This is a genomic window from Salinimicrobium profundisediminis (genome assembly GCF_026241755.1).
Classification (GTDB): domain Bacteria; phylum Bacteroidota; class Bacteroidia; order Flavobacteriales; family Flavobacteriaceae; genus Salinimicrobium; species Salinimicrobium profundisediminis.
The window spans coordinates 1-13,324 of the sequence record NZ_JAPJDA010000011.1 but is presented as its reverse complement, the minus strand read 5'-3'; the positions used below and the strand labels follow the sequence as shown (position 1 = coordinate 13,324).

Genomic DNA, 13,324 nt, shown 5'->3' with positions numbered 1-13,324 from the left:
AGAAAAGATTTGAACAGGAACATTGAATTTGTGGAGTTAGGGCAGCGGGATTATAAGGAGATTTGGGAGTACCAGGAGAAATTGTTTCAGGGAATACTCGATCAAAAGATTGCCAACCGCAGAGAAGGAACTTCAAAGGCCACCAAAAATCACCTGCTTTTTGTAGAGCATCCCCATGTCTATACCCTCGGAAAGAGCGGAGATATGTCGCATCTCCTCATCAATGAGGAACAACTGGGGCTAAAAAATGCCACCTTTTACAAGATCAACAGGGGTGGTGATATTACTTATCACGGACCCGGACAAATTGTGGGGTATCCTATACTCGATCTTGAAAATTTCTTTTCAGACATCCATAAATACTTAAGGCTTCTTGAGGAAACTATTATTCTCACTCTTGAAGAGTACGGGATCATAGCAGGCCGTAGTAAAGGGGAAACAGGAGTGTGGCTGGATAGTGATACGCCTTTTGCGCGAAAAATTTGTGCAATGGGGGTGCGTGCCAGCCGCTGGGTTACCATGCACGGTTTTGCCTTTAATGTGAATACCGACCTGGGATATTTTGATAACATCATTCCCTGTGGAATTAAAGGAAAAGCAGTAACTTCACTCAATGTAGAGCTGGGCGTAAAGGAAGTTCCTGTAGAGGAGGTGAAGCAAAAAATAAAGAAGCATTTTTCTGCCCTTTTTGAGGCTGAATTAGTACCCCCAACCCCCTAAAGGGGGCTTTAGCTGTTTCTGAAAAGTCCCCTTTAGAGGATATGGGTTTGAAGTTAAGGAGATGCTGCTATTACTCACCTGAAGTGGCTTTACCTAAGGTTATCAACCTGATTTTTTATTAATCTTACCACATGCTCAGTTGTATTGAAGATTTCTGAATTCCTAAATCTCATTAGAGTAATCCCAAATTTCTGAAGATGTTCATTCCGCATATGATCGTATTCTTTTTGTTCTTTCCGATCATGAATCCCTCCATCTGCTTCTATCACTAATTTTAGCTCATGGCAATAGAAGTCAACAATATATTGATTTATTGGATGTTGTCTTCGGAATTTCACCTGTAGTTGGCGGTTGCATAGAAAACTCCAAAGTAGCTTTTCTGCCTTTGTTTCCTTTCCACGTAATTCTCTCGCCTGCTTATGAATAATGGGAGATGCTCCATAGAACATATCATAAATATTGCTCTCCATAATTCTTTATTTACTTGAAAAATATGAAAATTTGAAAAATCTCCCACAAGGAACCTAGAGATGAAAAGTGCAATATATTTCAGTTTTGCTCCCACCTTTCAGAAGGCGCTTTATTTTGGAAGTAAAATAAAAATAAACAGAAATTTAAAGTCCCCTTTAGGGGATTTAGGGGTTAAGATCAATTCACCTCATAAACCAAAATCCCATTCTCTTCGCCCTGCACCACTAATTCCAAAGCTGCATCTGCGTCGGCATTGGAGAGGTCTATTAAAGAATTTCCGTAAACAGGGAACCCGTCTATTAAACTGGCATTGCTGTCAAACAGATATACTTTTTTAGCTTGAAGATCGGTTACTGAGACGTAGATCTTGTTGTTGAGGAAGAAGATCTGCGGATGGGCGTAGAGCCCAAAATCCAGGGTGACGGAATTTCCTTTGATACTGAGCTCATTTTCTGAAAGCGTGACCAGCGTTTTTTCGGTGGCTGTGATGCGGGTATTTTCAGCAAGGCCAAGATCCTCCTTTTTCACATTTCCCTTTTCGCTGATCTTTAAGATCTGGCCTGAAGTGTTTGTAGAAACAAAATTCCCGTTGTACTCGTACCATGCATTTTCAGAGAAATTTAGATCTTGCTTCACAGGAACGCGAATTTTTCCGCTGCGGCTAAGAATATTCAGTTTTTCGGAAGTTTCAGGAATTACGATGTAATCTTTTCGGCCTATCCTAATGTGTTTTGGAGGCTGTATAATTTCCGAAGTTGCTTTAGAGAAATTGAACCCCTTTACACCTTTTCCCTTGCGATCGTACATGTAAACTTCCCGGCCCTGCGTGACCATAAAGCGATAATCACGTTTCTTATCGTAATCAAAAACAGACAAAGGCTGGGTGATCTTATCTCTAAACTTAAGCGGGAAGGGCTTAACCGGGTTCCCATCACGATCTATGACATGAACTTCATTTTGAGTCGCAAAGGCAAGTTGATATCTGCCATTTTTTAAAATATCTACCGTTTGTACTTCCCCTAAAATGGGAGATCCAAGATCTTTTTTCCAGTGAATCTTTCCTTCGGGCGAGATGAGGTACAGCGTATTTTGAACATCCTGCGCTACAATATCCATTCCGTTTGAGCGATGGTTTTTGAAGAAGACCGGCGGAGAGTTCAGGGGTGCTGCCAGGGTAACATTCGCGGCCTGCGAAGTAGGTTTGTCGGTTTTTAGAGCAGCGCTCTTCGCCACTACACTGTGCAGGTGGGCAAAATTGTCCTGGTAAATGTATTGAATCGCCGTAATGGGATAATTAGTGTAGTCAGGTTGCTCTGTTTTATTTGCTCCTTCTGCCTGGTTGTTCCTCACGATTAAAAGTGAAGCTTCAGAACTTAAATTTTCTGAAGAAGTTTTGTAAGCTTCAGTATTTGACAGCACAAGATCATCCTGAAAGGCAGCAATGACAGCTTTTAATGCTTCGGAAGTTTCAGAAAAGAGTATATAACTTTCCAAAAATGTCAAAAAATGGAGGTCTTCTGGATCCAGTAACGGCTGAAGTATTTCGGAAAAAGAATTGGAGTGGGGGAATTTGTAGATGGGTAGCCCACGGAATTCTTCAGTTTGTTCCGCCTCATAATTTAATGTCTGCAGGCCATTTTCAGCTTCCGCAGAGCGTATAGCGAACACTAAACCTTCAGCAAGATGAATACTTCCCGCTTCGCTGGCTGCTGTGAGGAGGGAAATTTCTTCAGTAAAGGTAGTTTCTGTTTCATTACCTCTCAAAAAGAGCAAATTCTCATTCAATTTTTTAAAATCCTGAAAGCTTACGGAATTGAATCCGGAGCTGGTCACGGGAGTGATATTGGCCAGGGTATTTTTTGAAACACCTACTCCCTTGAAGACATTGATGAGGCGTGGAAGAAAATCGGAAGCAATGGTGATACCGTTAAGCCTGATGTCGTTCTGGGAAATGTCGGTATCAACGACAGTCCATTTAGTAAAGTTTGAAAAAGGTGTCAAAAAGAGCTTTTTCAGGAAAGGAGCTGCTTTATCGGAATTCAGAAATACAGAAGTTTTTTTGGGAGAGGCTGCTTTGAAAGCCACCTGTAGATCTTTACTCAAGGCTGAATTGCCCCTGGCGGTTTCTTTTAATAAGGGAAGGGAGTTACTTAACAAACTGATGCTATCTATATGTGTTGAAAAAGCCGTTTTACCTTCCAAAACATATTTTTGCACCTCGAGATCATCAAAGTTCATTGTTTCTACCTGCCGGTTGGGGATTGAATCAAGGTTTTTAGGTTTGAGGTTATCGCGACTAATAAATAGAAAGTCCAGGGATTTTTCGGCTTTAGGATCAAGGACGAGTAATGCCTCTTTTTGATGAGGGAAATATTTCAGGATCTCGAGTCCTTCTTTAATTTTAATGTAAAGTTCATTTTCGGAATTGAGCTTGAGAAAATCATTGTTTTGAATATTGCTGAAGAAGAGATCGGGGTTTTTCATCTGCACTATTACCGCCGGATCTTGGGGCAAAAAATCGGTAAGTTCTCCCGAAACCGAGGCTTCGTTGGCGCAGGAAAAGAATAACAGGCTGGTGAAAAATGACAGGATCTTCTTCATGGAAAGTTGAATGTAGTAAATTTTAAAGAGAAAGTTCCAGTTGCTCGGGCAGGAGCTTAAAGCTTTTGCGGTGGTATTTTGTGACTCCGTATTTTTTGATGGCTTCGCGATGTTCAATTGTGGGGTAGCCTTTATTTTGTTTCCAGTTGTATATGGGATATTCTTCGTGAATCCTGGTCATGAATTCGTCTCTGTAAGTCTTGGCTAAAATTGACGCTGCTGCAATACTTAGAAATTTGCCGTCTCCTTTTATAATACACTCGTGCGGAACTTCTTTATAGTTCTTGAACCTGTTGCCGTCTACGATAATGAATTCGGGTACCGGGTTCAGGTTTTCTATGCATTTGTGCATTGCCCTGATAGAAGCGTTTAAAATATTGATCTCGTCAATTTCTTCCATATAAATATGTTGCACCGAATAACAGACTGCCTTTTCCCTGATGATTTTCTGCAATTTGTTTCTGGAAAGTGCGTTGAGCTGCTTTGAGTCATTGATGATCTTATTCCGGAAATTTTTAGGCAGGATAACGGCAGCCGCAGTTACCGGCCCTGCAAGGCAACCCCTGCCGGCTTCATCTGTGCCGCATTCTAGTGGAAGTTTAGAAAAGCTCTTTGCTAACATGGGAAAGCTGAATTAAGAAGAAATGTAATGACCATAAATATTAAGGTAACTGCAAAAGTAGAAATTTCAAAACAGCGGGAAAGTCTTATGTTGAAAAGCTGTGTTCAATTTGTTCAATATAGAACAACTTAGATGTTTGTGTTTTATTATTAAAGAAATCTCTTTTTTTCGGCTATAACGGCAAAATCGAGAAATTAATTTTATCAACTATAAGGTTATAGATGTGGAGTTTCATCAACTTCTTAAATAATTAACAGCTTAGTTTATAAGCCAACGTTGTTTTATTAAGATTTTATTACCATTTTTGGCGTTGGCTAATTCAAATAATTTATAAAATGAAAAGAAAATTAAGTGGAATTCTAACACTTTTACTGGTGTTAGTTGTGCAAATTGCCTTTGCACAAGACAATTTGATTACCGGGACGGTGACCAACGGACAGGGGATGCCTCTGCCTGGTGTGAACGTTCTGGTGAAGAATACCTCACGGGGGACTCAGACTGATTTTGATGGAAATTATGCTATTAGAGCAAGCGAAGGCGAAGTTCTTGTTTTTTCCTATGTAGGCTTCAAGGCTGCAGAATATGTTATCGATGAGTCAACTACCAGAGTGAACCTTACTTTAGAGGAAGATGCGGCACAGCTTGAAGAAGTAGTGGTTGTTGCATATGGTACTCAAAGTAAAAGATCTATCGTAGGATCTGTTGTTTCTCTTGGAGAAGAAGTTCTTGAAGAGCAGCAGTTAACTACGGTTACCAGTGCCCTACAGGGAAATGTGCCAGGGGTGAATATGTTGACCTCAGGTGGGCAGCCCGGAGAGAATCCAACAATAAGGATTCGTGGTATTGGTTCTATTAATGCAAGTGCAGAGCCTTTGATCATTGTTGATGGTGCTCCTTTTAATGGAAACATCAACTCTATTAGTGCAGACCAGATTGAGTCTATGAACGTGCTTAAAGATGCTTCTTCAACTGCTCTTTATGGATCTCGTGGTTCTAACGGGGTGATTGTTATTACAACTAAAAAGGGAGCTTTTAATTCTGAGCCTGGACTAACAGTGACAGCTATAGGTGGTGTTTCTACACCAGCTGTTGAGTTGCATGATGTATTGGGAACTAACCAATACATGACCTATGCCTGGGAGGCGTCAAGAAATGCTTACGTTGCAGCAGGTAATGCTCCTGCAGCTGCAGGACAATTAGCTTCGAATAACCTAATTAGTCAACTTGGATACAATCCTTATGATGTTGCACAGCCCGTTGATGCTAATGGGAATCTTGTTCCTGGTGCTAATCTACTTTGGGAAACAGATTGGGAGGATGAAATTTTACGCAGTGCCGCTCTTCGTCAGGAATATACCGTTGGTTTAAACGGTGGTGGTGAAAAAACAAGATACTTTCTTTCGGCAAATTATCTTGAGCAGGAAGGTTCTGTGAAGGAGTCTAACTTTGAGAGAGTTACTACCCGTTTGAATCTTGAAAGCGATGTAAGAGATTGGTTAAAGGTTGGTCTTAATACGGCTTATTCTACCTCAAGCCAAAATTATCCAACTCAGTCAGGAAGCTCATATCAGAGTTCTATCCAGTGGATTTATAGTGTAGCTTCACTTTATCCATTGTACAGGAGAGATGAGCAAGGAGGACTTATATTGGACGGTTTTGGAGATCCAATTTATGATTATGGTCAGAATGAAGGTTTGGTTAACGCTTCTAGACCAGTATTTAATAATGAAAATGCTGTTGGCTCTTTATACAAGTATAGAATCTTAAATAAAAGACACAATTTTAACGCAAATGGTTTTGCTGAATTAACTTTCACAGATTATCTGTCTTTTAGATCAAACCTTTCTTATGAGCAGTATGTTTTTGACAGCTATAACTATGCTGACACTGAAGTAGGTTATGCTTCTAACGTGGGAGGTAGAATTACCCAGAATAGAAATGTTACTACTACAACTAACTTCATTAACTCCTTAAATTTCAATAAGACGTTTGGTAATCATACTATAAATGCAGATGCAATTATGGAGGCTTACGAAGTTGAGTTTGATGCATTTTCTGCAGCAGGAGAAGGATTTCTTCCAAATGTTTATTCTTTGAGTGGTAGAACAACTCCAACTAGTGCTTCTGGTTCAATTAATTCTGAGAGGCTTGTTGGTTATCTTGGGCGTTTAGGGTATAACTATGCCGACAAATATTTTATTGAAGGTTCTTACCGTAGAGATGGATCATCAAGGTTTTCAGCTGATACACGTTGGGGTGATTTTTACTCCGTTGGTGGTTCATGGGTTATTTCTGATGAGAACTTCTTGAATGACAGTACAGTTCTTAACTATCTTAAGTTAAAAGGTTCATATGGAGAGCTAGGAAATAATAACATCCTCGATTCAGATGGAAATACCTTGTATTTCCCTTATATTCAGGCTTTTGAAACAGGATGGAACCAGGGGGAAAATACAGGAGTTCTTCTTGGCGGGGTTGTTGATCCATTGTTGACATGGGAGACTACTGCTATGCTTAACGTAGGACTTGACTTTACTTTGTTGAATAACAGAGTTGAAGGTAGTGTTGAATATTACAACAAGGAGTCAGTCGATTTGATTTATTCCCAGCCACTGGCACCTTCTACAGGTAATACCGATATTACTACGAATGTTGGAAGTATCAGAAACTATGGTTTGGAGTTCATGTTGAGAACGAGAAACATTATTACTGATGATTTTACATGGTCAACTAGTTTGAACTTCTCTGTAGATAACAATGAAATTACTGAGCTTACTCAGGATTCTTTCATTAGCGGAACAAAAAGGTGGGAAGAAGGAAGATCTCTTTATGAATTCTGGATCCAGGAATATGCTGGAGTTGATCCTGCAACAGGAATGGCTCTATGGTATATGGATGTTGAAAATTCAGCAGGTGAGCAAACTGGAGAAAGAACTCTTACCAGTGACTATTCACAAGCTGACAGATACTACGTTGGGGAATCTTTACCAGATATTATTGGTGGTTTCTCTACAGATTTCAAGTACAAGAACTTCGACCTAAATGCGCTGTTTAACTTTAGCTTTGGTGCTCAGTTGTATGACTATGACTATGCAGGTTTAATGGATGGATTCGGCACATTAGGTTATCAGCAATCTCCTGATCTTGCTGCAAGATGGCAAGAGCCCGGAGATATTACGAAAGTTCCTAAGCTTTTGAATGCAAACCAGGATTTTGGTTCTACATCTACAAGATTTTTATTTGATAATGATTATGTAAGGTTAAAAGCGGTAACTCTAGGATACAATCTTCCTCAGAGTACTGTTGAGAGCCTGGATCTGTCTTCTTTGCGTCTATACCTTAGAGGAGATAATCTTTGGACATGGCAAACACATGACGGAGTTGATCCAGAGCAAAGTATTTCGGGTACTACAAATAGTAGATCCTATATCTTAAAGACTGTGTCATTAGGATTAAACGTTAAATTTTAAAAAAAATAAAAATGAGAAAAAATTTTTTTAAATCAATTTTTCTTTTGGGTATTCTACTTTCAATAGTAGGATGTTCGGAGGAATATTTGGAGGATCCAAAGCCGGCGGGTCAGGTTTCTGAGGATGTTGTTTTCAATTCTCGTGCTGGGGTGGAAGCCTATATTTCAGGTATCCACAGAAGAGCCAGAGGTCAATGGACAACGGGTCATGATGCCGGGGGTATTAATTCAGTTTACTTTGCACGTGTAGCAAAAGGTAATGATGTAATCATTGGTACAAGTTGGTTTCGTTTCGATTATGAGCAGGCTAATAGGGAGCCTACCTACAGGAGAACTAGTTTCACCTGGGAGTTCCCTTATTTTATGATCAATCAGGCTAATACTTTGATCAACGGTATTGAGGCTTCTGAAACACTTTCAGAAGAAGAGAAAACCGAATTAAAGGGGCAAGGGCTAGCTTTACGTGCTTTCTATTACTTCCAGTTAGCTATGGAATACCAGCACACTTACACTTATGATGCCACCTTACCTGCGCCTCCTATTTATTTGGAGTTATCTTTGGAAGGAAAGCCTTTAACTACGCTACAGGAAATGTATGACCTAATTATTTCAGATCTTACTACTGCTGTTGCTGGACTTAATGATTCAAGATTAAACAAATCTTATATTAACAAAGCGGTCGCTCAGGGTATCCTGGCGAGAGTTTATCAGGTTACCGAGAATTGGGAAGGTGCCGAAGAAATGGCACATGCTGCCTATGGTGGTAATGTTGAGGCTGTTTTAGACGCCTCTACCTATGATGATGGCTTCAATGAAATGTCAAACCCTGAGTGGTTGTGGGCAATGCCTCAATATGCCGATCAAACCATGTACTATTTTAGTGCGCCACATGCCCAGGCAGATTTTAATAATCCATCTTACAATAATGCTTATATAAATAGTAATTTTGTAGACGAATTCAGTGATACAGATGTGCGAAAATTATTCGTATCCTACAACCCTTCAGTTTCCTGGCAGAACTACATCACTACAAAATTTAATTTTGTTGATTTTGGTGTTGACTTTTCTATCATGAGATATGCAGAGATGATTCTTATTGAAGCTGAGGCACTTTACTGGCAAGAGCAAGTTGATGCTGCTCACGATCTTCTTTATAAGTTACAGGTTAACCGTGATCCACAGGCTGTGAAATCTGGAGCAACAGGTCAGGCTGTTTTAGAAGAGATCTTAGTCGAAAGAAGAAAAGAACTTTACGGTGAAATAGGAGTAGAGTGGTTCGATGCTAAACGTCTAAGAAGAGGCATCTCTAGAGATGCTACTCATCGCGTTGTTGTAGATCTTGCTCCTGATGATAAGAGGTTCTTCCTTAAAATTCCTCAGAGTGAGATCGACGCTAACGATGCAGTTGATGAGTCTGTAAATTCCAATAGATAAATTAAAAAAGATATGAGAAAACATTTAATATTATTTATAGCTGCTATTTCAGCGTCCTTTTTCGTAGGGTGTAGCAGCGATGATGATTTCACCCCTCCAAATTATGTTACATTTGAAGCGGATAATCCGGTTGGAGTTGGTGTTGAAATAGGTGGAACATCAAGTCATGAAGTAACTGTATATACAGCGAATGTGACTAGTAATGATAGAACCTTTGATTTGGTTGTCGCTGGTGGAACCACAATTGATGCAGCTGGATATACAATTCCTGCTACAGTAACTGTGCCTGGAGGTACTAATGAAGGTACCTTGACAGTGGAGGTATCAGACATGAATTTGGGCTTGACTGGTAAAAATTTAGTATTTGGTATTGCAGGAGAAGATGGTCTTTATGTTGGAAAACCTTATACTATTACCGTTACCCGTACATGTGAAGGAACAGAGTTCGTTGCTGATTTCGAATTTGATGGCTACGCCAGTGAATTTAGTTGGTCATTAGAAAATGCAGATGGTGAAGTGTTAGTAACTGGTGGAGGATATGAAGATGGTGTTGAGAGTGCCTCAAGATCACTTTGTCTTGATCTTGGATCTTATACTATGACTGTAAATGATTCATATGGTGACGGTTTAACCTATCCTAATGTTGGGTCGGTTACCTTAAGCTATGCTGGAGAAGAGTTTGTTGTACTTTCCGGAGATTTTGGATCATCTGAAACTGTCAATTTTACATTAGCAGCCGATGGAGCAACAGTAGATGCTGGAGACACTGATGGTGGAGACACTGATGGTGGAGACACTGATGGTGGAGACACTGATGGTGGAGACACTGATGGTGGAGACGCATAGTCTGTTATAAATCTTTATTTCAAAGCTGCCTGATATCGGGCAGCTTTTTTTTATCTTATTTTTAAGGTAGCTTATCAATCATTAGGTTTTTCACTTCAGGAAAAGTGGTATTTCTTCTAATTATCATACTTTTGTTCCATTCAAGAATTTTATGGACAAAAAGAACATCTTACTCCTTTTTATATTCTTAATCCCCTTTGGTTTACTGGCCCAGGAAAGAAGGCTTAATCGTGGTGGGAATAATATTCAGGGGCAGGATCAAACTGCCCGTGACTCAAAAAATGAATCTGCTGTTGAAAAAGCCCCAATTGATCTCTACAAGATTATTTCTGTAGAAAACGATACCACAACAGTAGATACAACGCTTCATATATACAAGGATTACCGGTTTAACTATCTTAGAAAAGACAATTTTGGATTACTGCCATTTTCAAATGTCGGTCGTTCTTATAATCGGCTAACGTATAATTTTATTGAAGAGCGGGAGGTACTTCCTCAATTTGGCGCAAGAGCGAGACATTATAATTTTATGGAAGTAGAAGACATCTTCTACTATAACGTTCCTACCCCGTTTACCGAACTTTTTTTTAAGACAGTATTCGAACAAGGTCAGGCAGCTGATGCTCTTTTTACTGTAAACACCTCTCCTAATCTCAATATTTCAATAGGATATAAAGGACTTCGGTCGTTAGGTCGATATCGGCATATGCTCACAAGTACCGGAAATTTTAGAACTACACTCAGTTATAGTTCCCCAAACGGCAGGTACAAAATGCAAACACATTTTGTTTCACAGGACCTTCTCAATGAAGAAAACGGCGGACTTACAGCCACCTCCCTTGATCAATACATTGCAGAAAATCCCGAATTCGAAGATCGCTCCCGTCTTGACGTGAACTTTGAAGATGCCCAATCTACTTTGTTCGGGAAACGATTTTTTCTCGATCATTCTTACGCCCTTTACAAAAGAGCTGATTCGCTTGTACAGCGGGATTTTAGAATTGGTCATCGTTTAAATCATACCTATAAAAAGTATCAGTTTCAGCAGTCTTCGGCCAGTGAACTCTTTGGGCCCTCTTTTGAAGAGGTGGGTTTAAAAGATGTAACACGGCTCACTACTACATCCAACGAGGTCTATGTAGGTTTTACAGCCGGGAATCTTGCAAGAATTATTGCCCGCGGAAAGCACACCCACTATAACTATGGCTATAATACCGTGCTAGATCTTGAAGGAGGGTATATAGTGAACAGGCTTCAGGGAGATATACTTTCAGCAGGGGGAGATTATCTGGGTACTCTGGGTGACTTTCAGTTCAAAGCGAGCGGAATGATCAACTTAACAGGAGATTTTAAAGGATATGACCTCGGCGCCCGACTTTCATATGCGCTGTCCTCAGATTTTGTGGTCGCAGCCACGGCCAATATTAATGATCATGCCCCCAATTATAATTTTCTACTCTACCAGAGTGACTATACAAACTACAACTGGCAAACCTCTTTTTCAAATGAAAGTCGGCAGTCTCTGGGTTTTGACCTCTGGGCACCTCAATGGTTGAATGCCAACGTAGAATTCTCTACAATTAATGATATGGCTTACTTCGCTGTAGGGGAAGCAGGATTTGTAAGGCCATTTCAGCACAACGATCAGGTGAGTTATGTAAAGGTGAAGGGGAGCAGGGAATTTAGCCTGGGCAAATTTGCGCTTAATAACACCTTGCTTTACCAGACTGTTTTAGATGGGGGGCAGGTACTAAATGTACCCGATTTGGTCACCAGGAACACCTTTTACTATAAAGACTACTGGTTCCAGCGGGCACTTTATCTTCAGACCGGTTTTACGCTAAATTACTTTACAAACTACGAGATGAATGGGTATGATCCTGTTCTTGCAGAATTTTATGTTCAGAATTCGCAACAAGTCGAAGGCTTTCCAACTGTAGATTTTTTCTTCAATGGTAAAATACGACAGGCCCGGATCTTCTTCAAACTGGAAAACCTGAATTATCTAATTGAAGCAAATAACAATTTCTCGGCACCACTCTATCCCTCACGCGATTTTGGAATAAGGTTTGGATTGGTCTGGAATTTCTTTATGTAATTATTTGGGCGTTCCCCGCCTTCGCTACCGCTCATGCGGGTCGGGCTATCCGCTTCAATCTTTTTGCTCGTGCCTTGCAAAAAGGATTTCCGCTGCTCTCCCTAACGCGGACAAACATCTTCGATTCATAATAATGTTATGGGATTGGGGTTTTTCGTTTTCAATTGACATTAAAATAATCGGATTTGATTGTATGTTTTTGATTCCTATTAATGTAATTCGATGGATATTTCGTTTATCAGCTATAAACATTTGACCGCTTCGGGGTCATCCCTGCCGAAGAATAATACAAATACCGGATCCTTTGGATCCGGATGGTTAGACCTTATCGGGTCTTATGTTTGTAACGTAGCAGGTCATGACTTCAAGACCCCAATGTGTTTCCTTCTTTCAATAACAGGAACACTTCACGAACCAGACCCTGAAGGGATCTCCTGCTTATAACAACTTATGCTGTCAACCCCACGACCCCAACGGGGTCATATGTTTTTAACCTGGATGCCGTGATGATCCCGACCCCGAAGGGGTCGCACCTTACGAAACGCCACCTCTCAAAAATGCCATTTTTAGGACCTCTTATCTCATAAGGTATGTCTTTAGCGTCTGAAGAGGGTATATATAGTGCTTTCATAAAATTGTACCTCCTCATGGTGTGATTCACACCACATATTATATATAAGAATATATCACGAACCTACAATCGCGGAGAAATTGCATAATTATAACAGGAGTGGAGGAAAGCCATGACCCTGAAGGGGTCTCATGTATATAACACCTGAAGCCGTCAACCACACGACCCCGACGGGGTCACATGTTTTTAACCTGGATACCATGATGATCCCGACCCCGAAGGGGTCGCACCATCGAAAAATGCCCATCCTTGTAACCATACATCCTCTACTTTCAATTTCAGGATAAAAAAGTGTAGAAAAAATCTCTCTTCAAAAATTTCATTTTCAGCACCTTAGTTTTAGGATTTAGAAAAATGTCAAAAAAACCTTAAAATATTTTTGTTGGAGGCTTGTGGGATTAGAATTCAGTTGTATATTTGCAGCCGCTTTGA

General features: G+C 40.2%; 9 protein-coding genes. 6 read left to right on the top strand and 3 right to left on the bottom strand.

Annotation, left to right across the window (positions count from 1 at the left end; translation table 11 throughout):
* The first annotated feature begins 9 nt into the window (after positions 1-9).
* On the top strand, positions 10-720 hold the full coding sequence (lipB, locus tag OQ279_RS07835; RefSeq protein ID WP_266069319.1) for a lipoyl(octanoyl) transferase LipB: 711 nt from the start codon (positions 10-12) through the stop codon (positions 718-720).
* An 89-nt stretch (positions 721-809) separates the two neighbouring features.
* Here lipB and OQ279_RS07830 read toward each other — a convergent pair whose 3' ends face one another.
* The 3 genes from OQ279_RS07830 to rnhB all read right to left on the bottom strand — a co-directional run bounded on the left by OQ279_RS07830 (position 810) and on the right by rnhB (position 4,414).
* Positions 810-1,190, bottom strand: a complete 381-nt coding sequence (locus tag OQ279_RS07830) for an endonuclease domain-containing protein (RefSeq protein ID WP_266069318.1) — start codon at positions 1,188-1,190, stop codon at positions 810-812.
* 178 nt (positions 1,191-1,368) lie between these two features.
* Positions 1,369-3,792, bottom strand: a complete 2,424-nt coding sequence (locus tag OQ279_RS07825) for a hypothetical protein (RefSeq protein WP_266069317.1) — start codon at positions 3,790-3,792, stop codon at positions 1,369-1,371.
* 22 nt (positions 3,793-3,814) lie between these two features.
* The gene (gene rnhB / locus OQ279_RS07820) at positions 3,815-4,414 is read right to left on the bottom strand and encodes a ribonuclease HII (RefSeq protein WP_266069316.1); all 600 of its coding nucleotides are present in this window, start codon (positions 4,412-4,414) and stop codon (positions 3,815-3,817) included.
* Positions 4,415-4,788: 374 nt separating this feature from the next.
* Between rnhB and OQ279_RS07815 the strand changes: the two genes are divergently transcribed.
* The 5 genes from OQ279_RS07815 (at position 4,789) to OQ279_RS07795 (ending at position 12,705) form a co-directional block, all read left to right on the top strand.
* Entirely contained in the window at positions 4,789-7,884 is a 3,096-nt protein-coding gene (locus OQ279_RS07815; RefSeq protein WP_266069315.1) for a SusC/RagA family TonB-linked outer membrane protein, read from the top strand.
* Positions 7,885-7,895: 11 nt separating this feature from the next.
* Positions 7,896-9,317 carry a RagB/SusD family nutrient uptake outer membrane protein gene (locus tag OQ279_RS07810; protein WP_266069314.1) on the top strand — a complete coding sequence of 474 codons (1,422 nt, stop codon included), beginning with the start codon at positions 7,896-7,898 and terminating at the stop codon, positions 9,315-9,317.
* 12 nt (positions 9,318-9,329) lie between these two features.
* Positions 9,330-10,163, top strand: a complete 834-nt coding sequence (locus OQ279_RS07805) for a hypothetical protein (RefSeq protein WP_266069313.1) — start codon at positions 9,330-9,332, stop codon at positions 10,161-10,163.
* A gap of 151 nt (positions 10,164-10,314) precedes the next feature.
* Positions 10,315-12,261: a putative porin gene (locus OQ279_RS07800; RefSeq protein ID WP_266069312.1), complete on the top strand. Its 1,947-nt coding sequence runs from the start codon at positions 10,315-10,317 to the stop codon at positions 12,259-12,261.
* A 222-nt stretch (positions 12,262-12,483) separates the two neighbouring features.
* Positions 12,484-12,705 (top strand): hypothetical protein, encoded by a 222-nt coding sequence (locus OQ279_RS07795; protein WP_266069311.1) that lies wholly within the window; start codon positions 12,484-12,486, stop codon positions 12,703-12,705.
* Positions 12,706-13,324 lie beyond the last annotated feature (619 nt).